The 26382-nt window shown below is 67.1% G+C and carries 19 protein-coding genes; 8 read left to right on the top strand and 11 right to left on the bottom strand.

Going from position 1 to position 26382, the window contains the following annotated elements; translation table 11 throughout:
- Positions 1-1296 carry an ABC transporter substrate-binding protein gene (locus tag K7W41_RS06415; protein ID WP_224605897.1) on the bottom strand — a complete coding sequence of 432 codons (1296 nt, stop codon included), beginning with the start codon at positions 1294-1296 and terminating at the stop codon, positions 1-3.
- 400 nt (positions 1297-1696) lie between these two features.
- Between K7W41_RS06415 and K7W41_RS06410 the strand changes: the two genes are divergently transcribed.
- From K7W41_RS06410 to K7W41_RS06395, 4 genes are all read left to right on the top strand, one after another.
- The gene (locus tag K7W41_RS06410; protein WP_224605894.1) at positions 1697-2656 is read left to right on the top strand and encodes an ArsR/SmtB family transcription factor; all 960 of its coding nucleotides are present in this window, start codon (positions 1697-1699) and stop codon (positions 2654-2656) included.
- 903 nt (positions 2657-3559) lie between these two features.
- On the top strand, positions 3560-5374 hold the full coding sequence (locus K7W41_RS06405; protein ID WP_224605891.1) for a glycoside hydrolase family 2 protein: 1815 nt from the start codon (positions 3560-3562) through the stop codon (positions 5372-5374).
- Positions 5375-5477: 103 nt separating this feature from the next.
- Complete coding sequence (locus K7W41_RS06400) at positions 5478-6545, top strand: aldose epimerase family protein (protein ID WP_224605887.1); 1068 nt, start codon at positions 5478-5480, stop codon at positions 6543-6545.
- A 305-nt stretch (positions 6546-6850) separates the two neighbouring features.
- On the top strand, positions 6851-7234 hold the full coding sequence (locus K7W41_RS06395) for an NADH-quinone oxidoreductase subunit 15 (protein ID WP_224605885.1): 384 nt from the start codon (positions 6851-6853) through the stop codon (positions 7232-7234).
- A 72-nt stretch (positions 7235-7306) separates the two neighbouring features.
- Here the strand turns inward: K7W41_RS06395 and K7W41_RS06390 are convergent, their stop codons facing one another.
- From K7W41_RS06390 to ligA, 5 genes are all read right to left on the bottom strand, one after another.
- Positions 7307-7768, bottom strand: a complete 462-nt coding sequence (locus tag K7W41_RS06390) for a divergent PAP2 family protein (RefSeq protein ID WP_224605883.1) — start codon at positions 7766-7768, stop codon at positions 7307-7309.
- On the bottom strand, positions 7752-8660 hold the full coding sequence (gene folD / locus K7W41_RS06385; RefSeq protein WP_224605881.1) for a bifunctional methylenetetrahydrofolate dehydrogenase/methenyltetrahydrofolate cyclohydrolase FolD: 909 nt from the start codon (positions 8658-8660) through the stop codon (positions 7752-7754). The genes K7W41_RS06390 and folD overlap by 17 nt, the downstream gene beginning before the upstream one ends.
- Complete coding sequence (nusB, locus tag K7W41_RS06380; protein WP_224605879.1) at positions 8657-9157, bottom strand: transcription antitermination factor NusB; 501 nt, start codon at positions 9155-9157, stop codon at positions 8657-8659. The genes folD and nusB overlap by 4 nt, the downstream gene beginning before the upstream one ends.
- Positions 9154-9504, bottom strand: coding sequence for an Asp23/Gls24 family envelope stress response protein (locus tag K7W41_RS06375; protein ID WP_221089771.1), 351 nt, complete (start codon positions 9502-9504; stop codon positions 9154-9156). The genes nusB and K7W41_RS06375 overlap by 4 nt, the downstream gene beginning before the upstream one ends.
- Positions 9505-9664: 160 nt before the next feature.
- On the bottom strand, positions 9665-11710 hold the full coding sequence (gene ligA, locus K7W41_RS06370) for an NAD-dependent DNA ligase LigA (RefSeq protein ID WP_224605877.1): 2046 nt from the start codon (positions 11708-11710) through the stop codon (positions 9665-9667).
- Between the two features lie 525 nt (positions 11711-12235).
- On the opposite strand from ligA, the gene K7W41_RS06365 reads away from it, so the two are divergent.
- On the top strand, positions 12236-13333 hold the full coding sequence (locus K7W41_RS06365; protein WP_224605875.1) for a BMP family lipoprotein: 1098 nt from the start codon (positions 12236-12238) through the stop codon (positions 13331-13333).
- A gap of 429 nt (positions 13334-13762) precedes the next feature.
- On the opposite strand, the gene K7W41_RS06360 is transcribed toward K7W41_RS06365, so the two are convergent.
- Together K7W41_RS06360 and K7W41_RS06355 are read right to left on the bottom strand one after the other, a co-directional pair.
- Positions 13763-14830, bottom strand: a complete 1068-nt coding sequence (locus K7W41_RS06360; RefSeq protein ID WP_224605873.1) for a protease complex subunit PrcB family protein — start codon at positions 14828-14830, stop codon at positions 13763-13765.
- 75 nt (positions 14831-14905) lie between these two features.
- The gene (locus tag K7W41_RS06355; RefSeq protein ID WP_224605870.1) at positions 14906-16576 is read right to left on the bottom strand and encodes a DNA repair protein RecN; all 1671 of its coding nucleotides are present in this window, start codon (positions 16574-16576) and stop codon (positions 14906-14908) included.
- Between the two features lie 359 nt (positions 16577-16935).
- On the opposite strand from K7W41_RS06355, the gene K7W41_RS06350 reads away from it, so the two are divergent.
- Positions 16936-18084 (top strand): alginate biosynthesis protein AlgP, encoded by a 1149-nt coding sequence (locus K7W41_RS06350; protein WP_224605867.1) that lies wholly within the window; start codon positions 16936-16938, stop codon positions 18082-18084.
- Between the two features lie 473 nt (positions 18085-18557).
- Positions 18558-20141, top strand: a complete 1584-nt coding sequence (gene pckA / locus K7W41_RS06345) for a phosphoenolpyruvate carboxykinase (ATP) (RefSeq protein WP_224605864.1) — start codon at positions 18558-18560, stop codon at positions 20139-20141.
- A gap of 325 nt (positions 20142-20466) precedes the next feature.
- Here the strand turns inward: pckA and K7W41_RS06340 are convergent, their stop codons facing one another.
- The 3 genes from K7W41_RS06340 to K7W41_RS06330 form a co-directional block, all read right to left on the bottom strand.
- Positions 20467-21858 carry a sugar ABC transporter permease gene (locus tag K7W41_RS06340; protein WP_224605861.1) on the bottom strand — a complete coding sequence of 464 codons (1392 nt, stop codon included), beginning with the start codon at positions 21856-21858 and terminating at the stop codon, positions 20467-20469.
- Positions 21855-23261, bottom strand: a complete 1407-nt coding sequence (locus K7W41_RS06335; protein ID WP_224605858.1) for an ABC transporter permease subunit — start codon at positions 23259-23261, stop codon at positions 21855-21857. The genes K7W41_RS06340 and K7W41_RS06335 overlap by 4 nt, the downstream gene beginning before the upstream one ends.
- Positions 23262-23478: 217 nt before the next feature.
- Positions 23479-24660 (bottom strand): sugar ABC transporter substrate-binding protein, encoded by a 1182-nt coding sequence (locus K7W41_RS06330; protein WP_224605856.1) that lies wholly within the window; start codon positions 24658-24660, stop codon positions 23479-23481.
- A 423-nt stretch (positions 24661-25083) separates the two neighbouring features.
- On the opposite strand from K7W41_RS06330, the gene K7W41_RS06325 reads away from it, so the two are divergent.
- Positions 25084-26358, top strand: coding sequence for an RsmB/NOP family class I SAM-dependent RNA methyltransferase (locus K7W41_RS06325; protein ID WP_224605853.1), 1275 nt, complete (start codon positions 25084-25086; stop codon positions 26356-26358).
- Positions 26359-26382: the final 24 nt, after the last annotated feature.

Genomic DNA, 26382 nt, shown 5'->3' with positions numbered 1-26382 from the left:
TTAGCGGAAGTTCTTGCGGGCCTGCTCAATCTGCTTGTTGGCCTCGGCCACGCCGTCGTTCAGGGCCTTGGCCACCGGCTTCTTGCCCAGGTAGGCGGCTTCCCACGCGGCGTCAAAGGGCCCCATGACCTGCCCCACCCAGGGGAAGCCACTCGTGGCGTACACATTGTTCAGACGGTCAAAAATCCCGCTGATGGCGGCCGTTTCGAAGCGGGGGTTGCCAGCCACAGCCGCCTGGGTGGGCAGGCTGCCAGTGGCGGTCCAGGCGAGGTTCTGCTCGGGCTGCGCCATCCAGGCCATGAATTCCAGCGCGGCGCGGCGTTTGGCGGCGCTGTAGCTGGCGGGCTGGCGCGGCAGCGTCAGGTGGCTCGACCCACCCCAGGCCGCGTCGCGCACCGAGCCGCCAATGCGCGGCATAAAGGTCACGCCAAAGTTCATCTTCTGGCTCTCAAAGCGGTCTAAGTACCACTGCCCGCTGGGGAACATGCACACCTTGCCCTGCGAGAAGGCGGCCAGTTCGGCTTCCTCGGTGGCGTTGGGGCGCGCCACGCCGTATTTCTGCACCAGATCCACTAGGAATTGCACGGCGCTGATCGCCTGGGGCGAGTTGAAGGCGGCGTTCTGGTTGCGGTCAGTCAGGGCGCCGCCGTTTTGCAGGATGGCGGCGTAGGCGGCGCGCGAGCCCACCCAGTTGTTGTACAGGCTCACCCCCCAGGTGTCGAGGTTCTTGGGATCAAAGCCGGCCTGCGTGGCGTTCTTGCCACTCTTGTCCACCGTGCACAGCTGCGCCGCACGCAGGAACTCGGCGCGGGTGCGCGGCGGCTTGGTGGGGTCCAGCCCAACTTTTTTCATCAGGTCCTTGTTGTAGAACATCACGTACGCCACGCTGGAAATGGGTACGCCGTAGGATTGGCCCTTGTAGTCGGCCGTTTTGAACAGAGGTCCAAAGAACTTGTTCTTGTCCAGGCCCGCCGTCTTCATCTCGGGGGCCGTCAGCGGCGTCAGGGCGCCGCGCGCAATAAAGCCGGTGATCTGGTCTTCGTTGATCACCACCACGTCCGGCGCGCGGCCAGAGGCCACCAGGGCGGGCAGCTGCTGCCAGGTGGTGCCCCAGGGCTGCGCCTGCCCCCGCACCTCAATGTTGGGGTGCGTGTCGTTGAATTTCTTGATCAGGGCTTCCATCACCGGGCGGTCCGGGCCAGTAAAGCCGTGCAGGTAGGTGAGGCTGACTTTCTGGGCGGTCGCGGTGCCCGCAAGCAGCAGGGCCAGACTCAGGGAACGGGCCAAACGGTTCATAGGTGCCTCCTGGGAAGGACAAGACGGCCGGATCGTCAACAGCGCCAGAGCAGGAGACGGGTGCGCGCTGGGCGCTCAGGCCGCCCGGACCCCCGGCCAGGGCACACCCCCGGCACGACACCCGAACCCACCCGCAGCACGCGCTGCACAGCACTCTGTCAATCTGGTGGACCGATAGTAACGGAAGAAGTTGTTACAAGTCAACAAAAAATGAGGATTTTTAAGAGGAGCCCTGACGGGTGAGCTGGAACAGGGGGCGTCCAGGACGCATGGGCAGGCCAGACAGCCCAGCCTGCGCCCCAGTCCACTCATCACAACCCGTACTTAAAACTTGTTATATTCGGGGCTGTTGTGACAGGGTGGGCGCCCCAGGCGCGGCTGTCGCCCGGAAGGAGTTTTTATGCCCGTGTCCAGACATCGCGTCCTCAGAGTGGAAGGCCAGGAGGCGCTGGTGGTGCTCAAGGCGCTGGCGAACGAGACCCGGCTCTTGCTGCTTAGCCAGCTGTCGCAGAACGTCATGAACGTCTCTGAGCTGGCCGACGCCCTCAACCTGCCGCACTCCACGGTGAACTTCAACCTGAACCACCTGCACGCCGCTGGGCTGATCTCCTTTGAGTACGAACCCGGCACGCGCGGCTCGCAGAAGCTCTGCTCCAAACGCTACGACGAGATTGTGTACAAGCTGCCCGGCGTGGATGTGGAATCCAATCCGCATCAGGTGAGTGTGTCCATGCCCATTGGCAACTACACCCACATTGAGGCGCAGCCTACGTGCGGCCTCGCCTCGGAAACCAAGATCATCGGCATGCTGGACAATCCCCGGTCCATGTACGAACCCGACCATGTGTACGCACAGATTCTGTGGTTTGGCCGCGCGGGCTCCGTGGAATACACCTTTCCCAACAACCTGCCCTACGGCGCCCTGCCCGACACCCTGGACCTGAGCATGGAACTGTGCTCCGAGGCGCCGCAGTACGACCCCGAATGGCCCTCAGACATCACGCTGTTCATCAACGGCCACGAGGTCGGCACCTACACCAGCCCCGGCGACTTTGGCGGCGCGCGCACCCACCTCACGCCGCGCTGGTGGAACGAGGATCAGACCACCCACGGCCTGCTTAAGCACTGGATCGTGACCGCGCAGGGGGCCTACATTGACGGCGAGCGGCTGTCTGACCTCACCATTGGGGACCTGAACCTGCAGGGCGCCAACCAGATCAAGGTGCGCCTGGAAGTGCGGGCCGAGGCGCGCAACTGCGGCGGCATGACGCTGTTTGGCCGCAAGTTCGGCAATTACGAGCAGGACATTGTGATGCGCACCAGCTACGTGTTCCCCGGCGAAGCCCCCCGCGTGCCCTGAGGCTGGTAGTGACAGAGTCTGGTCTTCGCTCAGCGGAGCGGGACGTCACACTTCTAAAAAAGTTGACCCAGATGTGGTGGCAGTCGCGCACACCTAGGCTGCCCGACTGTCCCTAACGGAGGCCCGAGCTTTGCGGCCAATCTCTTGAGCGGTTGACTAAAGGACCCCCTCATCCCTCGCGGCGCGAGGCCCTCTGTACGGCGCAGCTCTTCGAGTCCCACAAGGCGAGACGGTCAGGAAGCAACAACATCTTGATGGCAACCGCTCTGGGTCACGCCGATGCGTCTGGGTTACTGCCCTGGTTTGCTCGAGCGAGCGAGTGCAGATGGATGCACCCCTTGGCTTCACGGCTCTCCCCTCCGGGCACCCAGGGGCCGCTGACAAGCTTCTGACATTCCAAGGCATGAGACCCTTCCCGGAAGCTCAACATCAGGACAGCCAGCGAGGCTGAGCCCGCTGTTTGCCGATGAATGGAGCGTTTACCACGCCGCCGCTCTGACAACCATGAAGGCAGATGAAGACATCTTCAGTCTTTTTGAGGAAAGGACTCAAGGAAGGGGCACCGCGCGCCGCAGGTGGCCTCCTCAGCTTGCCAGGACAAGAAAGACTAATTTTTGCCGTATGAGAAGGCCTTCGTCCAGTTGTGTCCAGTCATCAGCCACCAGTAAGTCACAAGTTTTTTAATAACAATACCTCAGAAGGACCAACCGGGCGCTGACAGAATTCAGCAAGAAGCGGCCCTTTACCGTACTTCTACCCACCGTCTGCTGGGGCGCTTAGATTTATCGTGAAGCAACTTGACACATACCAAGTCTACTCTTAGGCTTTACCGAAGCTTTACCCAGGGTGCGCCCCCGGCGCCCTGCAGGAGACCCGATGCGAAACGTTCACCCCCGTCCGCTTATGCAGCGTCCTCTGTGGTCGTCTCTGGACGGCGCCTGGGACTTCGCCTTTGACCCGCACGCCGCGCACGGGCACCCGGCCGGCGTGGACTTTAGCCAGCAGATTGAGGTGCCTTACCCGCCCGAAAGCCGGGCCAGCGGCCTTCACCAGCAGGCGCATGGCCGCGCAGTGTGGTACCGGCGCACCGTCAGATGCCCCCACGAGTGGACGGCCGGGCGCACCCTGCTGCACTTTGGGGCCGTGGACTACCACGCGACCGTGTGGGTGAACGGGCGCAAGGTGGCCGAGCACCGGGGCGGCCACACGCCTTTCTGCGTAGACGTGACCGATGTGGCCGACGAACCCTTTGAAGTGGTCGTGCGCGCCGAGGACGATCCCCTGGCGCTGGACCAGCCGCGCGGCAAGCAGGACTGGCTGCCCGAGCCCCATTCCATCTGGTATCCGCGCACCACGGGCATCTGGCAGACGGTGTGGGTGGAACGGGTGCCGGGCACGGCCGTGGACCGCCTGGAATTTCAGCCGGACCTGGACACCTGGGGCGTGCATGTGCGCGCCCTGGTGCAGGGGTACCGCCCGGGGCTCAAGGTGCGCGTGCTGCTCAGCGTGCCCGGCGAAACGCTGGCCGACGACGTGTACAGCCTGACAGGCGCCGAACTGCACCGCGTGGTGCCGCTGCTGGACGGCGGCATTGACAGCCACCGCAGCCACCTGCTCTGGAGCCCCGAGCACCCCCAGCTGATTGACGCGCTGGTGGAGGTGCTGGACAGCGCCAGCGGCGAGGTGCTGGACCGCGTGGTGGGCTACACCGCCCTGCGCTCGGTGACCATTGAGCAGGGCCGCTTCCTGCTGAACGGCTCGCCCTACCCGCTGCGGCTGGTGCTGGACCAGGGCTACTGGCCCGAATCGCTGATGACCGCCACCAGCGACCAGTACCGCGCGGATGTGGAACTCACCAAACGCCTGGGCTTTAACGGCGTGCGCAAGCACCAGAAGCTGGAAGACCCGCAGTACCTGTACTGGGCCGACCGCCTGGGCCTGCTGGTGTGGGCCGAAATGCCCAGCGCCTACCGCCTGAGTGACCGCAGCATTCAGTCGGTGACGGCCGAGTGGATGGAAGCCGTAATGCGCGACCGGGGGCACCCCTGCGTGGTGGCCTGGGTGCCCTTCAATGAGTCCTGGGGCGTGCCAGACCTGACCCGGCGCGGGCGCTCGCGCTCGCTGGTGCGCGCCCTGTACGAACTGACCCGTTCGCTGGACCCCACCCGCCCGGTGATTGGCAATGACGGTTGGGAAAACGACACCACCGACATCCTGACCATTCACGACTACACCCCGGCGGCCGAGGTGCTGCGTGAGCGCTACGGCACCCGCGAACAGACCCGCGAAACCCTGCTGCACGCCCGGCCCGGGGGCCGCAACCTGCTGCTGGACCCTGCGCTGGCCGACCGGGGCCTGCCCGTGATGCTCACCGAATTTGGCGGCATTGCCTACATGCCGGATCACCAGGGCGGCTGGGGCTACAGCCACGCCCAGGACAGCGAGAGCTTTACCGCCCACTACGAATCGCTGCTCAGCGCAGTGCACGAAAGCCAGGGGCTGGCGGGCTTTTGCTACACCCAGCTGACCGACACCTTCCAGGAGAAAAACGGCCTGCTGGACGAGTACCGCCGCTTCAAGGGCGACCCTGCTCGCCTACGGCATGCCACCGCCGGACGGCGCGACCCGCGCACGGTCAACGCCGCCGAGGTGCCTGATCCCTTTGGCTACAGCCCGGAGTGGCAGGCCAAGCAGCTGATGCACAGCTTCGGCTCGTAAGCTGGGGACCGGGGAGCGTCACCACGGCCCCCTCCCCTGCCCGCTTCGTCCGCCAAGGCGCAGACCCCAGGGCCTGCGTCTTTTTTGCATGAAGGATGGCCCTATGACGCAGACTCCCTCCATTGAAGCCCAGCCCTGGGGCGTGACCCCAGCGGGCGACGCGGTGACGCTGTACACCTTGCACGCCGCCCCCCTGCGCGCGCAGATCATGACCTACGGCGGCGTGCTGGTGGGGCTACAGGCCCCGGACCGGCGCGGCACCCTGGCCGACGTGACCCTGGGCCACGACGCGCTGGCCCCCTACCTGAGCCGCGAGACCTCGCCGTATTTCGGGGCGCTGATCGGCCGGTATGGCAACCGCATTGCCGAAGGGCGCTTCGTGCTGGATGGGCACCCGGTGACCCTGGCGCGCAACAACGGTCCCAACGCCCTGCACGGCGGCCCGGGGGGCTTCGACCAGCAGCTCTGGCAGGCCACCCCAGAAACCGGCCCCAATGCCGTGAGCCTGCACCTGCGCCGCACCAGTCCAGAGGGCGAGGAAGGCTATCCGGGCACCGTGCAGGTGGAAGTCACGTACACGCTGAGCGTGGCCGAACTCCGGCTTCAGTACCGGGCACAGACTGACCGCCCCACCGTCCTGAACCTTACCAACCACACCTACTGGAATCTGGCTGGCGGCGGGCGCGATGTGCTGGACCACCGCCTGCAGGTGCAGGCCAGCCGCTTTACGCCGACTGGCCCTACCCTGATTCCCACCGGTGAGGTGCAGCCCGTGGCCGGCACGCCCTTCGACCTGCGCCAGCCCCAGCGCCTGGGCGACGTACTGGCGCATCCCCACGAGCAGCTGACCTTTGCGGGCGGGCTGGACCACAACTTCGTGCTGGACCAGCCCGGCACCGGGCAGGCCGTCGCCACCCTGCACGACCCGCACAGTGGCCGCCGCCTGGAGGTGCAGACCACCCAGCCGGGCCTGCAGGTGTACAGCGGCAACTTTCTGGACGGCACGATCACGGGGCGCGGCGGTCAGCGCTATGGGCACCGCTGGGCGGTGTGCCTGGAAACCCAGCATTTCCCCAACAGCCCCAACCAGCCCCACTTTCCCAGCACCCGCCTGAACCCTGGCGAGCCCTTTGCAAGCCAGACGATCTACCGCTTCTCGGTGCAGGATTGAGAGAAGGGCCAGCCACCGGACAGAGTTCGTAGATGACGTGGCGACGCGACTCTTGCTCGTATCAGATGGCGCGCCCAGGCCAGCCTTGCGGCAGAGTAAACCCATAAGCCTCGAGAACGACGCCGCTTCAATCGTATACAGAATGGATTTGAGAAGGGCTGGGCGTTCCCATTGGGCATGACAATGACCCTTGGGCCCTCAATTTGTGGGACCCCGCTCCTGCCCAGCGTCCCCACGGCCCTGTCTTGCCCACGCTCGATGCCCCACGTTCCACGCTCTACCCCACTGCGCTACACTTGTGCCACATGGCACATGCACACGACTCGGCGTTGTACGCGCAGTGGGTGGAGTTGCTCGGCTGGCTGGAGGCCGAGGCGGCTTCACGCGGCCTGGGCTTCGAGAAGGTGGCGGATTTCCCGGACTACATCTACCGCATGGAGCGTCCGTACGACCTGCCCACCACCGTCATGAGTGTGCGCGTGACTGCAGGGGGCCAACCCCTGATGATCGCGGCGGTCAGCCCCCGCCACGCCGACCTGAAGGGCGTCTCGCTGCGCCTGATGGGCGGCAGCAAGCACTGGCACCTGCACGCCGGCAGCGCGGGGCTGCTGGAAGGCAAGCGCTCCTTTACCCGCGAGCGACTGGCGACCCTGCTGGACGGCGCCCTGCAGGGCGTGCGGGCCGTCTAGTTCCCGCACAGAGCACCGACCGCAAGCGGCGATCCACACCCCGGATCGCCGCCGCTTTCTATGATTGAGGCCCTACTCCGCCCCAGCAAAGGCAATGAAGCCGGCGCCTACGCCGATCAGGGTGCCTACCAGCACCTCCAGGTAGGTGTGGCCCAGCAGCACCCGCAGCGGCAGCGGCGCAAAGCCCTCGCGCACCACGGCGCGCAGCTCTTCCACCAGTTCGTTCAGCAGGCGGGCCTGCTGGCCGCTGCTGTGGCGCACCCCCGTGGCGTCGTACATGACAATCAGGGCGAACACCGCGCAGGCCGCGAACAGGGGGCTGCCCACCCCCTCGGTGATGCCCACGCCGGTGGTCAGGGCCGCCACCATGGCGCTGTGGCTGCTGGGCATGCCCCCCGTTTCCATAAAGGCGGCGGGGCGCCAGCGGCGCTCCATCAGCAGAATCAGGAGCACCTTCAGCACCTGCGCGCCCGTGCTGGACAGCACCGCCACCCACAGCCAGCGGTTGCCGAACAGGTCAGCGAAGGAGTCCACCGCTGACCTCGGGTGTCTGGGGCTGGGGGCTCTGGGCCTGCTGGGCTTCGGCGGCCAGGACCGTGTTCATCAGCAGCTGCGCCACCGTCATGGGGCCCACGCCGCCGGGCACCGGGGTCAGGGCCCCGGCCACGCCCGCCACGCCGGGGTGCACGTCGCCGGTCAGGCGGCCCTGGCCGGTCTCATCGGGCACGCGGTTGATCCCCACGTCAATCACGGTGGCGCCGGGGCGCACCATGTCCGGGGTGATCAGGTGCGCGCGGCCAGCGGCCACGATCAGCAGGTCCGCCTCGCGGGTCACGGCGCCCAGGTCGGGGGTGCGGCTGTGGGCCAGGGTGACGGTGGCGTTGGCGTTCAGCAGCAGCGCGGCCAGCGGGCGGCCCACCAGGGCGCTGCGGCCCACGATCACCGCGCGCTGCCCCGCCACCGGCAGGCCGTAAAAGGCCAGCAGCGCCATCACCCCGGCGGGCGTGCAGGGGCGCAGGCCCGGCTGCCCGGCCCACAGGTGCCCGGTGCTCACTGGGTGCAGGCCGTCCACATCCTTGGCCGGCAGCACCGCGTCCAGCACCGGCTGGGGGTCCAGGTGAACAGGAAGGGGCAGCTGCACCAGCACGCCGTGCACCGCCGGGTCGGCGTTGAGCTGCGCAATCAGGGCCAACAACTCGGCCTGAGGGGTGGCTTCGGGCAGGGCGTGGACCGTGCTGCGCAGGCCCACCTCGGCGGCTTTTCTGGCCTTGCCGCGCACGTAGGCCACGCTGGCGGGGTCATCGCCCACCCGCACCAGCGCCAGCCCCGGGGGGGTGCCCAGGGCGGCGGCGCGCCGGGCAGCCTCGGCCAGCAGGGCCTGGGCAGCGGGCGCACCGGGCAGGGGTCGGGCGGGGCCAGCGGTCACTCCTGCGGCTCCGGCGCGGTGCGGTCCCCGCCGCGCGGTTCCTGCAGGCTGCGGCTCAGGCCGCCCAGCACGCCGTTCACAAAGCGCCCGGAATCGTCGCCGCCGAACTTGCGGGCAATACGCACCGCGCTCTCGATGACCGGGGGGTGCGGCTCGGTGGTGTGTAGCAGTTCGTAGGTGGCCAGGCGCAGCACGTTCAGGTCGGTCTGGGCCATCTGGTCGAAGCTCCAGCCGCGAATGGTGCGGCGCAGCGTGGCGTCAATGTCCGGGCGGTGGGTGCCCAGGCCCGTCACCAGTTCGCGCGCAAAGGCCAGGGCCTCCTCGTTCAGCGGCGCAAAGGTGTCGTCGCCCGCGCGCATGGCGCCCTCGGCACGGTTGAACACGCTCTGCAGCGGCAGGTCGCCCCGGTCGGCCTCGAAGAGCACCCGGAAGGCGAATTCGCGGGCAGCGCGGCGGGTGCCCACAGGGGCGGCGGCTTTCTCGCGGCGGCGGGTCACGCGGGGCTGCCTTTGGGCAGGCAGACGTTGTGCACGCTCACGTTCACGGCGCGCACCTTCAGGCCCGTCATCAGTTCGATGTTCTCGCGCACCGCCTGCTGCACCTGCTCGGAGAGGGCCACGAGGTTGCGGCCGAACTCAATGTTCAGGCCCACGTCCACCGTCACGTCCTGGCCTTCGCGGGTCACGCGCAGGGCGCGGGGGCGGCGGCCGGGGGTCTGGTTGCGCAGCACCTCGCCCATCTTCAGGGGCGCCGAGGCCACTTCGGTGCCCTCAATGCCGTCCAGGGTGGTCACGGCAATGTCCATCAGGACATTCTTGCTGATCTCGATTTCTGGTGTAGCCATGCTGCTCTTGCCTCCACACGCGCGCCCGTCTTGGCACCGGGCCTGGGCGCGCCAATAGGCTTCAGTGTATCCCGTCTGCGCACATGGGCAGGGCGGACGACCCGGACCCCAGCGGGCGCTGCTGGGCGGTGCCCGGCCCCTGGCGCACGTTCTGGCGTGCTTACCCCTGCGCCGGCACGACCCCCTTCTCGGCCAGCAGCGCGGCCAGCCCGGCTTCGTCCAGCACGGTGACCCCCAGTTCCTGGGCGCGCGTGAGTTTGCTGCCCGCCTCCTCCCCAGCAATCAGGTAGTTCGTCTTGCCCGTCACCGAGCCGGTCACGCGGCCCCCGGCGGCTTCCAGCTGGGCCTTGATGGCGTCGCGGGGGCGGCCCAGGGTGCCGGTGATCACGAAGTTCAGGCCCCGCAGCTGCGCGCCGCGCGCCTCGGTTTCGCCCTGGGGATTGATGCCCGCCGCGCGCAGCTTGGTCAGCAGACGCACGGTGCCCTCTTCTTTCAGGGTGACAGCCACCGCCGCGCCGATCACCTTGCCCAGGCCCGGCACCGCCTCAATCTGCTCGGGGGAGGCAGCCATGAGCGTGTCCAGATTGCCAAAGTGGCGGGCCAGCACCTGCGCGTTGCGCTCGCCCACATGCGGCAGGCCCAGCGCGTTGATCAGGCGCCACAGCGGCTGCGTTTTGCTGGCCTCCAGCTGGCCCAGAATGTTCTGCGCCTTTTTCTCGCCGCCGCGTTCCAGGCCCGCCAGCTGCTCAGCAGTCAGGCTGTAGAGGTCGGCGGCGTCTTTCACCAGCCCAGTTTCCAGCAGCTGGGCAATCAGTTTCTCGCCAATGCCCTGAATGTCCATCGCCCCGCGCGAGACGAAATACTGAATCATGCGGTACTGCTGCGCCGGGCAGGCCGGGTTCTCGCAGTAGGTGTTGGCGTCGTCCTCGTGGCGCACGGCGGGGTGGCCGCACTCCGGGCAGTGGGTGGGGAATTCAAAGGGCACGGCGTCCTGGGGGCGCTTTTCAAGCACCACGCGCATGATCTGCGGAATCACGCCGCCGGATTTGCGCACCACCACGGTGTCGCCAAGGCGCAGGTCCAGCCCCCGAATGTAGTCCTCGTTGTGCAGCGTGGCCTTGCTGACGGTGCTGCCCTCAATCAGCCGGGGCTGCAGGTGGGCCAGCGGCGCCAGCTTGCCGGTGCGCCCCACGTTCACGGTGATGCTCTCCAGCACCGTTTCCACCTCTTCCACCGGGAACTTGTAGGCAATGGCCCAGCGCGGCGCGCGGCTGGTAAAGCCTGCTTCCTCCTGCAGCCGCAGGGGGTCCAGTTTGATTACGGTGCCGTCGGCGTCAAATTCAAAGTCCTGGCGCCCGGCGATCATGCGGGCGTGGTAGTCGGCCGCCGCCTGGAGGCCCTGCAGGCGCTCCGTATAGCGGCTGACCGGAAAGCCCTGGGCCGAGAGCCAGTCCAGCACCTCGCCCTGGGTGGTGGCGGGCACGCCGTCGCGCTTGCCCAGCGCGTAGAAGATGGCCTTGAGGTTACGGGTGCGCGTGACCTCCGGGTCCTTCTGCCGCAGGGCGCCGGCCGCGCCGTTGCGGGGGTTTTTCAGCAGTGGGGTGCCCAGTTCTTCGGCCTGGGCGTTGAAGGCGGCGAAGTCGGCGCGGCTCATATACACCTCGCCGCGCACCTCCAGTTCGCCGCGCAGGCCCTCCAGGCGCGCCGGAATGCCAGACACGGTCTGCACCTGGGCGGTCACGATTTCGCCGGTTACGCCGTTGCCGCGCGTGGCGGCCCACTGCAGTTCGCCGTCCACGTAGTACAGGTTCACGCTCAGGCCGTCAATTTTCAGCTCGCCGGTAAAGGTGAAGTCGTCGTGCTCGGGGGGCAGGTTCAGGGCGCGGGCCAGTTTCTCGCGCCAGTCGTTCAGTTCTTCGTCACTGAACACGTTGTCCAGGCTGGTCATGGGCGTGGGGTGGTTCACCGGCACAAAGGCGCTGCTGGGCGCGCCCCCCACCGCCTGCGCCGGGCTGACCCCGCCGAGACGGGCCGCGGCACGCTCGGCCCAGTCGGGGTGCTGGGCTTCCAGGGCCCGCAGCTCGCGCACCAGGGCGTCGTATTCGGCGTCGGGGATCAGGGGGGCGTCCAGTTCGTGGTACGCGCGGTTGTGACGGGCGACCTCGGCGCTCAGGGCGAGGTAGTGGTCGAACGCGGCCTGGCTCATGGGGGCCAGGATACGGCGCGTGCAGGCGGGGGCGGGACAGCATGAAAGATGAAACAGGTCGAGGGGTCGAGGGTGTCAAGAAGTCGAGAGAGGTGGGCGGCGGCAGATGACCACTGGCCGTTCGTTTTCCCCTTTCCCCTCGCGGCGGGCCACCATCCAACCCTTCTCCTACCCCTCTGATATGGACTGTCGTCCATTTCCGTAACATTCAGAAAAGAGCTGGATGTTCCTTCAATTCCCGGAAAATCCGTCCCCTTTCCCTGTCCCTCAGGTCGGAAAAATTCCGTAATACGTCACGGAATTTTTCGGAAGCCGTATGAGGTGGACCGCTCTCCCTGCTCTGAACGCTGCGCCCTGTCAGACTCCGGTGAGAATTCAGGCGTGAAGATGATCTGAACAGTGCTCATACCTACGCCCTTATCTCCGTCAGGTCAATGTGACCCCCCACAGGGTCTAGACACCTGCCGATTTCCGTATACTCTGTTCAAGCATCCACATCCCATCCCACTCTCCGGAGGAATCTCAATGAAAAAAATGCTGACCATCGCCCTTGCCCTGACCGTCTCGGTCGCTTCTGCCCAGACTGTGCGCGTGGGCCTGGCCTACGACGCCGGCGGCAAGTTCGACAAGAGCTTTAACCAGAGCGCCTACGAAGGCAGCCAGCGCGCCGTCAAGGCCTTTGGCATCCAGACCAAGGACTTCGAGCCCAGCGACCCCAGCCAGACCGTGCAGGGCATCCGCGAGTTCGCCAACCAGGGCTTTGACCTGACCATCGGCGTGGGCTTTGCCAACAACGCCAGCATCTCGCAGGTGGCCAAGGAAAACCCCGACCTGTACTTCGGTCTGGTGGACGACGTCTCGCAGCAGAAGAACGTGGCCAGCCTCGTGTTCAACGAAGAGCAGGGCAGCTACCTCGTGGGCTACATCGCCGGCATGAACTCCTCCACGGGCGTGGTGGGCTTCGTGGGCGGCATGGACATCCCCCTGATCCACAAGTTCGAAGCCGGTTACACCGCTGGCGTGAAGGCCGCTAACCCCAAGGCCCGCGTGATCGCCCAGTACGTGGGCACCACCCCTGAAGCCTGGAACAACCCCGCCAAGGCCAAGGAAATTGCCGGCAGCATGCGCGCCAAGGGTGCAGACATCATCTTCGCTGCCGCTGGTGCGTCGGGCAACGGCGTCATTGACTACATCAAGCAGACCCAGTGCCTCAAGGCCAGCCAGCTGCCCGCCGGCGTGAAGTTCAACACCAACAACTTCGCCAGCATCAAGAAGAGCGCGGGCTACACCAAGGCCTGCTCGGGCAACACCCGTCCCATGTTCTTCATCGGCGTGGACAAGAACCAGAACCCCCAGGGCGACACCGACGGCAACCCCGCCACGATGAACCACGGCCTGACCAGCATGCTCAAGCGTGTGGACAACGCCGTGTACGCCCTGATCAAGGACGTCAAGGACGGCAAGTTCAAGGGTGGCGAGCGCCGCTTCGGCCTGCGCGAAGGCGGCGTGGGTTACGCCGTGGACCAGTACAACCGGGCCCTGATCAGCAGCGCCCAGGTGGCCAAGGTCGAAGCCGTGAAGGCCAAGATCATCAGCGGCGCCATCAAGGTCCCCACCAAGTAAGCTTCTCCTCTGTTCGCAGCGCGCTCTATGTGGGCGCGCTGTTTGCATTGGGAAAGGAGATAAGGCGACGCGGTTACTCTGGGGCTTCAGGAGGATGGGCGCAAACAGACGTCCTGTGCTGAGGTTTGGATTGAGTCATGGCCTTCACACTGAACCCTTGCGGCGAGGAAGTCCTGACCCTCTGCCCGGCCCATCAGCAGTGGCATCCCGCATCAGGTCAACCGCGCCCCACCTCGACCAAAGCTGACCGTGGGCCGGGGCGGCTCAACCTCTACAGACCAAGACGAAGGGCTGCTGTCCCTCTCCATCCCAACCGGGAAGCGCCAAATACCGCTTTGGCCAGCTCATAAACCATGCTCTCGACTCTCCACCCTTGCCCAAATAGAAGCGCCGGACCTTCTCGTCCGGCGCCTTCTTTCTCCACTCCTCTTAGCGGCTTTCGCCACCGCCTTGCAGCGGCTGGCCCTGTTCATCCACCACGGTCACGCGGGTGTAGGTGCCGGGCACGCGCACCATTGTCCAGGGGCTGGTGATGGCCTGGGTGGCAAAGCCGCTGGGGGCCGTCACCCGCACGGTCACGGTGAGGGTGCTGCCACTGGCCGCCACGCCCGTCACCTTCACGGTGTAGCCGCCCGTGGGGCGCTGGCCCAGGAACACGCCCACCAGGGTGTTGCCGCTGAGGCTGGGCGGGGTGGGCGCGCCGGTCTGGCGGCCGTAGGCCTGGGCGTACAGGTTCAGGGCCGCCGCGCTGGTGGTCGCCAGCTGGGCGCTGAAGGCGGTGGCGGTCGCATTGGTGCCGCTGGCAACTTCGGTAAAGGTCACGCGCGCGCCTCCTGTGGGGGTGCCCGGGGTGGGCGAGGTGGGGGTGCTGGCCTGGGGCACGTTGGGCAGGATGTACAGCCCCGTGCGCAGGTATTCGCTGGGCGCGGGCTCAATGGTCAGCGGGGCGTCGGGCAGGCTGCGCTCGTCCAGCACGGCCACGGCCAGCGGGCCCTGGTTCAGCAGTTCGCGGCCCAGGGCGCGGGCCTCGTCGGCGGTCAGGCGTCCGGCACCGGCCAGGCCATCCACGGGGGTGCCGGCCACGGTGCCCTGCACACCGGCCAGCTTGGTCCAGGTGCGGCCATCGGTGTAGTACACGGCGCTCAGGGCCGCGCCGGGCTGCGGGCTGACCGTAAAGAGGCCGCTGGCCGCGCGGGTCACACTCAGTTTCTGGGTCATGGGCGTGGTGGGCAGGCGGTAGGTGGCGCCGCCATTGACGCTCAGCGTCCCGCTGAGGGCCAAGTTCCCGGTCCCCTGGGCGCGCAGGTCCACCGGGGTATTGCCAATCTTGACGCTGCTCTGGCCGCCCTGGGCGGTGCCGTACACCCACACCACGCGCTCCTGGGTGCCGCCGTACAGCAGCGCCTCGTGCACCCGCAGGTTGCCGGGGCCAGTCATGGTGCAGGCGCTCAGAAGGCCTGCGGTCAGGGGCAGGACGACGGGGAGAATTCGCTTCATGCCGCCCAGCTTATGGACCCCGTCTGACCGGGGACTGAAGGGGGCCTTGACCCAATGCAGAGGAACGCGCGCCGCTCAGGCGGGGGTGCCCAGCAGTTCGCGGGCGTGCTGCAGCGCCGCTTCGCTAGTGTTGCCGCTGAGCATCCGCGCAATTTCTTGCAGGCGTTCGGCCTCGTCCAGCAGGCGCACGCGGCTCACCGTGCGGCCACCTTCCACGCTCTTTTCCACCTTGTAGTGGTGGTGGGCCTGCGCGGCAATCTGGGCCAGGTGGGTCACCACCAGCACCTGCCGTGACCCCGCCAGGGCCCGCAGCTGCGCGGCCACCGCGTGCGCGGCGCTGCCGCCAATCCCAGCGTCCACCTCGTCGAACACCACAGCGGGAGTATCGGCCCCCAGGACTGTGCTGATGGCCAGCATGACGCGCGAGAGTTCGCCGCCCGAGGCCACGTCGGCCAGAGGGGCCAGTTCCTCGCCGGGGTTGGCGGTGAAGTGCAGGGTCACGTCGCTCAGGCCGTAGCCGGCCGGCTCGGGCAGCGGCGCGAGGTGAAAGGCCAGCCGGGCGTGCGGCATCCCCAGTTGCCGAATCACGGCGAGCAGGGCCTCGGCCAGCGGGGGCGCGTGCTCGGCGCGGGCGTGGTCCAGGGCCTGTCCGGCGCGGCGCACCTCGGTGAACAGGCGCTCCACCTCGGCATCCAGGGTGCCGGCGTCCTGCTCGTCGCGCTGCAGGGCGGCCAGTTCCTCTTCCACCTGGGCGTGAAAGGCCACCACGTCGTCCAGGGTGGGGCCGTACTTGGCGCGCAGCTTGCCCAGCGCGCCCAAGCGGGCTTCCACCCGGGCCAGTTCCTCGGGGTCGGGGGCCTGATCCTCGGCCACACCGCGCAGTTCGCCCACCACCGCCTGAATGCTGTCCAAGGCTTCTTTCAATTCGCGCTGCAGCTGCGCGCTGGTGTCGTCGTAGCGGGCACTGGCGTTCAGGGCGCGCGCAGCCTCGTTCAGGAAGCCCAGCGCGTTCTCGTCGCCGTCGCTCAGCAGGTTCAGGGCGGCGGCGGCACTCTGGGCAATGGTGTCCAGGTTGGCCAGCCGGGTCAGGTCGGCCTGCAGGGGCTCTTCCTCGCCGGGCTGCGGGCCCAGGTCAGCAATCTCTTTTGCCTGAAAACCCAGCAGGTCCAGCTGCCGGGCGCGCTCGCGCTCGCTGGTGCGCAGGGCGTCCAGGCGCTCGCGGGCTTCCGTCCAGGCGCGGTGGGCGCTGGCGTAGGCGGCGGTCTCTTCTGGCAGTTGCCGGTCCAGCAGGGCGCGCTGGTTGGCCGGGGTCAGCAGGCTGACCGCGCTGTGTTGCCAGTGAATGGTGAGGCGCCGGGCGGCCCAGTCCTGCAGTTCGCGCAGGCTGACCACCTCGCCGTCCAGCCGCGCGGTGCTGCGGCCCTGGGTGGTCACGCGGCGGCTGGCCACGTCGTCGGCCCAGAAGCCCGTCACCAGCAGATCGGTTTCGCCGCTGCGAATCAGATCGGTGTTGGCGCGCGACCCCAGCAACAGCCCCAGGGCGTCCACGATGATGCTTTTGCCCGCGCCTGTTTCGCCGGTAAAGACGCTGAGGCCCGCGCCGAAATCCAGGCTCAGCGCCTCAATGGTGGCGAGGTGCCGCACCTCCAGGCGGGTGAGGGGGGGCGGGCCAGCCGGGGCCGGCGCCTGGGGCGCTGGGGCCACGGCCGATGAATCTGCTGCGCGCACGCGGGCCTTTCGGGTCACGCCCCCGAGTCTACCCCCAAGACACTTGGCCCGAATGCGACGCGGTTTCCACCCGGCGCCGGGTGAGGCGGGCGGAGCAGCAGTCCGTTTCCAGAGTGGCGCGGCATGGTCCTTCCCGGAGGAGTCGTCTTCTCTTGCCTTCTCAGCTTCCCCGCCCTGGGCGCCCCCTCACTGGCCACCCATCCGCCCCGTATAGCGAGGGTTTTCCTCTCGACTTCAAACATGAAATTGCCGTTACAGTCTCCCCACGTTCTGCAGGGCCTGGGGCGGCCACAATGACGGCCGTGGGTGGCGTTCCCCCGGGCCAGACCGGCGCGGGCCGGAAGCAGGCGCCACCAGTGAACAAAGGAGAGTCAGCCATGACCAATGAATCCACGGGCGGCGTGAGCAAGCGCAGCCTGCTGCTGCTGGGGGGCCTGGCCGCCCTGGCCCTGAACAAGGACACCCGCCGCGCCCTGGTGCACGGCAGCCGCTCAGCCTGGAGCGGCACCCAGGACACCGTCACGGGCACCCTGGCCCCTGCCCTGCTGGGCGCGGCGCACTCGGCCAAGGAAGTGGCGGTGCATACGGCGTCCACCCTGCGCGAGGAAGGTGTGCCCAAGGCCGGCGCCCTGCTGAGCCAGGTGGCGCATGTGGCGGGTGAACTGGTGGGCCAGGCCCAGGAGCGCGCCCTGCACCTTGCGGGTGAGGCCGGGCAGGCCACCGCCCACGTCGCCGCACGCGGCGGCGAGCGTGCCAAGCAGGTGCTGCATGTGGCGCAGGCGGGCGTGGGCCACACTGTGGCCGATGCTCAGGGGGCCGGGCGCGAACTGCTGGCCAGCGTGCATGACCGCGTGGGCCATGTGCTGCACGAAGCCGCCGACGGCCACGAGGCCCGCAAGCGCCGCGCCGAGCGCACGCTGCGCCAGGCCCGCCGCGAGGCCCTGCGCGACCTGCAAAGTGGTAAGAAGGCCCTGAAGGCCCGCCAGCTGGAAAAGGCCGTGGCCAAGCGCATGGCCCCGCTGGAAAAACAGCTGACGCGCGAACTGCGCCTGCTGGAAAAGCAGCGCCAGCGCGCCCGCCGCGACGACAAGCGCGGCTCGGGGCTGGGCAGCGGCGTGACGGCCCTGGTGCTGCTGGGCACGGGCGCCGTGGTGCTGGCCCGCGTGCCGGCCGCCCGTCAGGGCATCCTGAACGCCGTGGAGGGCTACAGCCCCGAAGCCGCGCAGTCGCTGCGCCAGGCCGGCCGCAACGCCCGCAACCTGATTGGCACCATGTGGCTGGAGCGCATTGAGGAAGAAAAGGCCACCCCGGCCCCCGGTGCGGCGCGCCCCACCCAGGCGGCCACCACGGGCGCCACCTGGGGCGGCGCCGTGGCCCCGGACTCGCCCGCTGCCGCCAAGACAGCCGCCGAAACGGAAAAGACCGAGGCCAAGGTCACCGACCCCAACGCCGAAGCCGCCAAGGCCAAGAGCGACGCCCCCAAGGCGGACACCAAGGGCGGCAAATCGGCGGGCGCGACCAACTGAACCCAGCGGCATAGTTGCCAGAAGTGTGGGGGCCGGAGAGGGCCCTCACACTTTTTTGGCTTGCTCCGCCCTGTTGGGCCAGAGCTGGCGAACGCTGAACCGAACGTTGACCTCGGCACTCTTCCCTCTCAGCCATCTGATTCGAATGCGCCCCGCCTTCGCAGCGTGCAAAGGGCGACAGACCCACCTCACCGGCCTGGACCATGCGTCCAGCATGAATGGCCGGGCTTTTGGCGTGTGGCAAACGAACGCCCGTTTGGCCTGCCAAACAGCTGGAAGGATTTGAGGACACTGTTCACCCGCCAAGTTGGCGGCCAAATCCAGTTTTTCTGACTGTTGTTTCCTCAGGCGTGACACCACTAAAGTTGGCATGGAACCGCTTCCCGAGCGACAATTCCAGGGTCATTCCGTACACGAACTCTGTTCGTCATTTCCACTGCAGGGCTGCAGTGTTCCCACTCCCGGAGGTTTCCATGAGCCTGACCGCCCCCAATCCCCTGGCCGATCTCGGCATCAAAACAACGGTGCATCTGAATCCTGGCGTGGACGAGCTGTATGCCCACGCCATTCGTCTGGGCGAAGGCGTGCAGGCCGCCTGCGGGCCGCTGACCGTGCGCACGAACAAAACCGGCCGCAGCCCCAAGGACCGTTTTATCGTGGAAGACGAGCAAACACGGGATACGGTGTGGTGGGGCGGCTTTAACACCCCTATTGGCGCGGACGTGTTTGACCGCCTGCTGGACAAGATGACCCGCTACGCGGCCGACAAAGAACTGTTTGTGCAGCAGGTGTACGCGGGCACTGATCCCCGCTACCGCATTGGCTGCCGCATGGTCACCGAGATGGCCTACCACTCGCTGTTTATTCGCAACATGTTTGTGCGGCCCAGCGAGGCAGAGCGGGCGAACTTCCACGAGGACTGGACGGTGCTGAATATTCCGTCGTTCAAGGCCGACCCGGCCACCGACGGCACCCGCAGCGACACCTTCATCATCGTGAATTTCACGCGCAAGATGATCATTGCGGGCGGCACCCAGTACGCGGGCGAGAACAAGAAGGGCATTTTCGGCGTGCTGAACTACCTGTTGCCGGCCCAGGGCGTGATGCCCATGCACTGCTCGGCCAATGTGGGGGCAGACGGCGATGTGGCGCTGTTCTTCGGCCTCAGCGGCACCGGCAAGACCACCCTCTCGGCCGACCCCAGCCGCAAGCTGATTGGTGACGACGAGCACGGCTGGACCGACACCGGCATCTTCAACTTTGAGGGCGGCTGCTACGCCAAGGTGATCAACCTGAACCCGGAAGCCGAGCCGGCCATCTACCAGACCACGCGCACCTACGGCACAGTGCTGGAAAACGTGGTGCTGGACGGCAGCGGCCTGCCCGACCTGAACGACGGCAGCCTGACCGAGAACACCCGCAGCGCCTACCCCATTGACCAGATTGCCAACGTGCAACCCGGCAGCATCGCCGGGCACCCCAAGAACATCGTGTTCCTGACCGCCGACGCTTACGGGGTGCTGCCGCCCATCTCGCGCCTGAGCCCGGAACAGACGATGTACCAGTTCATCAGCGGCTTTACCGCCAAGATTCCCGGCACCGAAGACGGCGTAACCGAGCCCAGCCCCACCTTCAGCACCTGCTTCGGCGCGCCCTTCATGCCCCGCCACCCCGGCGAGTACGCCCGCCTGCTGGCCCAGAAGGTGCAGGAGAGCGGCGCCCGCGTGTGGCTGGTGAACACCGGCTGGACCGGCGGCAAGTACGGCACCGGCAAACGCATGAGCATTGCCCACACCCGCGCCATGCTGAGCGCGGCGCTCTCCGGGGCACTGGACGGGGTGGCCTTCGAGAAAGAGCCTTTCTTCGGCCTGGAAATCCCCACCGAGGTGCCGGGTGTGCCTGCCGCCGTGCTGAATCCCCGCGACGCCTGGAGCGATCAGGCGGCCTACGACGAAACCGCCCGCAAGCTGGCGCGGATGTTCCGCGAGAACTTTGGACGCTTTGAAGATGGTGTGGACCCGGCGGTGACCGCCAGCATGCCCAACCCCGACGCGTAAGGACGAGAGAAGGAGGCGCCCGCATTGTGCGGGCGCCTTCAGTTTGGCTCGGGGTGAGACTGCTGTCACTTGCCCAGAATCCTCGGTGTTGGGAAGCTGTGCAGGGACCAACCCGACCGATTGCTTCTCCTCGTGCAGCTGCCTTCGCCTTGCTCCTGGCAAGCGCTCCAGCGGGCAGTTAAGGGAAAACAAAGCCCAGCTTTCGACCCTTGAACGTCCCAGAGAGAGGTGCTGGAGCGACGATCTAACGGGAAAGGGGACCTTCGCAGACCTCCAATAAAAAGCGCGCGCTGACCTGTGCCAACGCGCGCCGTCAAGTTATGCCTTACTCTTTCACACCGCCTGCCACAGCGCCGCCCACGAAGAAGTTCTGGAAGGCGTAGAACAGCGCAATGATCGGCAATGCGCCCAGGGTGGCGGCAGCCGCGAACACGCCCCACTTGGTGCTGAACTGCCCGGTGGTGAACGAGCGCAGCATCACGCCCACTGTCCACTGCTCCACGCCAGTCAGCAGCACGTTCGCCAGGATGAACTCGGCGTAGGTGCCAATGAACTGGTTCAGGAAGATGAACACCATCATCCCGCCTGAAAGGGGCAGCACCACGCGCAGGAAGGTCTGCCAGCGGGTGGCGCCGTCCACCATGGCGGCTTCCTCCAGCGATTCGGGCAGGCTTTCCACGTAGCCCTTGAAAATCCAGGTGTTAAAGGCGATGGCCCCGCCGGAATACGCCAGGATCAGGCCCGTGAAGGTGTTCGCCAGCCCCAGGTCGGTGAGCATCTTGTACACCGCCACCAGCGCCAGAAACACCGGGAACATCTGGATAAAGATGAAGAACAGCAGTGTCTGAAAGCGGCCGGCGAAGCGCAGCCGGGCCATGGCGTAGCCCGCCGTGGTGGACAGGATGATCGCCATGAGGCCGGTAATCCCCGACACCAGCAGCGTGTTCCGCACCGAGAGCACGAACTTGCTCTCGTTGGTCTGGCCTGTGAACTGCGCCGGGGTCATGAACACCACGATCAGGGCCAGGGCGCCCAGCAGCAGCCAGCCGGCCCAGCGCATGGGCGTGCGCAGACCCTCGGGGCGGCCGGAGAGCTTGCTCACGCCTTTCATCAGCAGCAGCGCGGCGCCGGCGGCCCCGCCCAGCACGGCCAGCACCAGTTGCCACAGCGGCACGGTGAAGCCTTCAAACAGCTTGCGGAAGTTCTCGTAGCTCAGGACCTGCAGGTTGGGCAGGAGGCCCGAGCGGTACAGGATGTTGGGGTTTTCGAAGTCCGGGAAGGCAAAGAGGCTGTTGCGCGGATCAAAGGCCGCGATCAGCACGTACACCAGGGGATAGATGGCCACCAGCACCACCAGCATCAGGAACAGGTGGGTCAGCTGCGTGCCCAGCACCGCCCAGTAGCTGATGCGCCGCCCGGTGCGCGCCATGCCCAGGCGCTGGCCCAGAAAACTGGTGAACGCCAGCAGGCCCGTGGCCGCCAGCAGGAACAGCAGGAAGCGCACCCAGCCGCGCTCCACGAAATAGATAGAAAAGCTTTTCTGCTTGTCCTGTAGGCTCTCTACCAGAATAGAGCCCAGGTAGCCCAGGCCCAGCAGGATGGCGGCCAGCACCAGCCAGGGCAGCGCGCGGCGCAGGGGCCCCGGCTCGCGGTGCACGTAGCCGCCCGGCGGCAGCGAGGACGACCCTGAAGAAGAGGGACCAGGCACAGAGGTCATTTGCGGGCCTCCTCGAACACCCCGGCGGCCTTGAAGTTCACCACGCTGATCGCCAGGGTCAGGAAAAAGATGATCAGGGCGATGGCGCTCGCCAGGGCGAAGTTCTGCCCGCCACTGGACACGAAGGCGGTGTTGTACCCCCACGAGAGCAGGATGTCGGTGCTCTGGGCGGTGCTTTCGCGGCCTTCCTGGGCGGGGCCGCCCGCCGTGAGCAGGTAAATAATGCCGAAGTTGTTGAAGTTAAAGGCAAAACCCGAGAGCAGAATGGGCGTGAACGAGGTGCGCAGCAGCGGCAGGGTAATGCCGGTGATCTGCTGCCAGCGGCTGGCCCCGTCAATGCTGGCGGCCTCATAGAGGTCGTCGTTGATGGTGCTCAGGGCGCTGATGGTGGCGGTCATCATGTACGGAAAGCCCAGCCACAGGTTGACCAGCAGAATGCTGATCTTGGCCCACAGCGGATCGTTCAGCCAGGGAATCGCCACGATGCCCAGGAGCCCCAGCGACTTGTTCACAATGCCGAACTGCTGGTTAAACAGCGCCACCCACATCTGCACGCTGATCACCGCTGGAATGGCCCACGGCAGGAACAGCAGCGTGCGGTAAATATTGCGGCCCTTAAGGTTCTTGTTGTACAGCAGGATGCCCAGAATCAGCCCGGCCAGCGCGTTGATCACCACCGTGCTGAAAGCGAAGATCACTGTCCACAGAAACACCGGCCACAGGGCGCGGCTGGCCTTGCTGAAGATCTCCTGAAAGTTGGCCAGCCCCACGTACCCGTAGCGGTTGATGCGGGTGGCCTGGGTCACGGCCAGGGTCTCAGGCACGGGGGCGCTGAGGGTCACGCGGCCACCCTCCACGCTGGCCACCTTCTGCCGCACGGGGGTCGAGGCTTCCTCGTCGTAGAGCACGATGGTGTCCCCGGCGCAGGTGGGGGCCTTACACCGCAGGAACTGCGCCGCCGTTTCTTCACCCAGCTCGGGGAGGGTCAGCACGCGGCGGTCGGCGCTGAGGGTGGCGGCCGTGCGCGCCGCGCTGTCGGGGCTGCCGCTGTTCTGGCCGCTGTAATTGGTAAAGGCGTAATTGATGGTCAGGATGACCGGAAACACCGTAAAGGCCAGCACGAACACCAGCGCGGGCAGCAGGTAAAACCACGAGCCGATCCAGGGAAAGGTGTTGTAGGTCAGCGGCGCGAGCACCACCAGGGCCAGCAGCGACCACACCAGAATCAGGTAGGCGGGGGCGCCGGGCACCACCTGGGCGGTCAGCAGCGAAAGAAACCAGCCAAGCAGCACGCTGGCGCCCAGCAGGGTCACCAGAATCAGCACAGCCAGAAGGAAGCCGCGCGTGCCCTGTGGGGCCGGGGCGGCGCGCCGGGCAGCGCGGGCAGACAGCGTCGTGGTCATGAACGGTAAGGACCTCCCTGGCACGTGGGCCGGCGTGAAAGGCACATCAAAGGCAAAGCCGCAAGGTCAACAGCGCAGTGGGTGGCCGTACGGTACCCCATTCCCGCCCGGCAAGGCGGCGGGACCACCCACAGAAAATCGTCCAGAACCGGCCGGGTCAGCCGCTTCTGGACGACGAGGGAAGCGCGCGCAACTGGCGGGCACGCTTCCCGGACCCTTACTTGATGTTGCCGTTGATTTCCTGCACAGCCTTATCCAGGATCTGCGCGTAGTTCTGGTTGGGCTTTTGCACGCTCTGGGCCACCGCGCCGCTCCAGGGGCCCCACACGGCGCCCATCTGGGGCACGTTGGGCATGGGGGTCCCGGCGCTGATGGCGCGGCCAAAGCCCACCACCACGGGGTCGGCCTTCAGCTTGGTGCGGGCCGAGAGGCTCACGGGAATGCGCCCGCCGGCCTTGTTAAAGGCCACCTGCGCGTCGCTGCCCGAAATCTGCTTGGCAAACTGCGCGGCCACCGCCTTCTGCTTGCTGTAGGCGTTCATCATGGTGCCCTGCACGCCCACGAAGGGGCTCCACTTGCCGGTGGCGCCGGGAGGGGTGGGGAAGTTCATGATGCCGTAGTCAATGCCGGCCTTCTTGATGTCGCCCATGTCCCAGGGGCCAGTGAGGTACATCGCCAGACGGCCGTCCACGAAGGCGCTCTTGGCGGCGCCGCCATCCACGCCCTCGGGCACGAGGTTGTACTTGTAGCGCAGGTCGTTCAGGAAGGCGCTGGCCTTGTCGGCGCCCGCGTTGGACAGACCCACATCCTTGACGTTCAGGGTGCCGCCGTTGTTCTTGAACACGTAGCCGCCGTAGGCGCTGATGATCCCGTACTGCATGTAGGCGTTGCTCAGGTCCGCCAGGTACCCGAACTTGCCGTTGCCGCTGTTCTTCTGGGCGGTGGCCAGGAACTGCGCCCAGGTGGTGGGGGCCGTGGGCACCAGCTTCTTGTTGTACAGCACGGCCACGGCTTCGGCGAACATGGGAATGCCGAACAGCTTGCCCTGGTAGGTCATGGCGTTCAGGGCGGTGCGGTCATAGTCCGTGCGGCTGGTCACGTACTTGTCCATGGGCTCAATGACGCCCGCCGCCGCCAGCTGGCCCAGGCGGTCCTGGGGCAGGGTGGTCACGAGGTCCGGGCCCTGGCCCTTGGGGGCGCTCTGAATCAGCTTGTCGGGAATCTGGTCAAAAGGCACCGACACGAGGTTGACCGTGTGGCCGGTCTTGGCCTTGAACTGGGCGGCCTGGGCACGCAGCCAGCCGAGTTCCTGGTCACCAAAGTGCGTCCAGACCGTGATGGTCGCGGCGCTGGCTTGGCCCAGCAGGGCAAGGGACAGGATGGTCAGGGCTTTTTTCATATGGCTCCTTGGATGGTGGGCGGCGCATACATGAACCGCTTCCACTCGGGGTTGTGGGTCCGCTGGCGTTCCGTCTCGGGCGCGGTCGCCCGGGAAGCCAAGGTGAGCACCTCGGCAACAGTGAATTCCGGTTGCTCATGAACAGTATAGGCCCCACACCTTCACTTGACAATGACCTGAACTCTCCTGTTTTTCACGTGTCAGTCAGTCAGGAATCACCTTCACTCAATATGAAACGGCTGCCCGTGGGGGGCAGGGGGCGCCGAGCAGGCCCGGCCGTATGGAAGCGGTTCAGCCTACTGTAGCCGATGGGCCTGGGCCCCTGCCACCGGCCGCCTAGGCACCTGCCGCGTGGTCGGTGTCCCGGTCCACACCTCTCCTGCAGGACACCTGCCCAGCCGGGCGGGCGCGTACACTGCCCGGATGACCCACACGCCCCCTGCCCTTCGTGATCGTCCCGGCCCCCATAACCCGGCCCGGGAATTGGCGGTGCGCGTACTGATCCGGGTGCTGGCTGGCGAGGCCTTTGCGGCGCCCGCACTGGACGCCGCGCTGCAGCAGGCCCGGTTGCCGGGGCGCGACGCGGGGCTGGCCACCCACATCGTGTACGGCACCCTGCGGCGGGTGCTGAGCCTGCAGGCGGCCCTGTCGCCGCTGCTGCGCGGCCCCACCCACCCCAAAACGCGCGCCCTGCTGCTGGCCGGCGCCTTTGAAAAGCTGTACCTGGGCACCCCGGTGCACGCAGTGGTCAGTGACTACGTGAATCTGGCGCGGGCGGCGCGGCTGGCGCCCCCCGGGCTGGTGAACGCTGTGCTGCGCCGCGTGACCCTGGACGGCGTGGCCGCAGGGCCCGAGGCCGAGGTGCCGGCGTGGCTGGCCGAGCTGTACCGCCGCGCCTACGGTGACGCCGCCGAGCGGGTGCTGGCCGACCTGCTGGAACCGCAGCCGCTGTGGCTGAGCCTGTCGGATGAGGGGGTGCGGGCCCTGGAAAGCGAAGGCAGCGTGGTGAAGGGTGGCCCCCAGGGCGTGGACCGGGTGAGCCTGGAGCGCCCGCTGCGCCAGACGGCCGCCTACAGCCGGGGGCAGGCCCAACCCATCAACCCCGCCAGCCTGGCGTGCGTGGACGCCCTGGGCGACGTGGCCGGCGCGCGGGTGCTGGACCTGGCGGGGGGCGCAGGCGTGAAGGCCGCCATGCTGGCGACACGCGGGGCGAAGGTGACCAGTGTGGACCTCGTGGGGGCCAAACACGAGGCTGCCCGCGCCAACCTGCGCCGCCTGGGCCTGAAGGCCGACTTTCTGACCCACGACCTGACCCGGCCGCTGGCTGTGGACCCCGCGCCCTTCGTGCTGCTGGACGCCCCCTGCACCGGCAGCGGCACCCTGCGCAGCCACCCGGAAATCAAACTGCGCCTGACGCCGGACGCCGTGGACGAGATGGCGCGCCTCCAGGGCCAGATGCTGCCCAACGCCGCCGCCCTGGTGGCGCCGGGCGGCACGCTGGTGTATTCGGTATGCAGCGTGACCCCGCAGGAGGGGCCAGAGGTGGTGGCCCGCTTTCTGGAGACCCAGCCGGGGTTTGCGGCGGAATCCGTGCCGGGGCTGGAGGTCCCCCATGTCCCCGCCGGCCCTGGCGTCCTGACTGTGCCGGAAGGAGGCATTGACGGCTTTTTTATCGCCCGGCTGCGGCGGCAGGCGTAAAGCAGCGGCCCGGCCGTCCCGGCA

It is taken from the genome of Deinococcus multiflagellatus (genome assembly GCF_020166415.1).
In the GTDB taxonomy this organism is placed as follows: Bacteria; Deinococcota; Deinococci; order Deinococcales; family Deinococcaceae; genus Deinococcus; species Deinococcus multiflagellatus.
The sequence above is the reverse complement of the archived record's forward strand: the minus strand, read 5'-3'. Positions and strand labels throughout refer to the sequence as shown.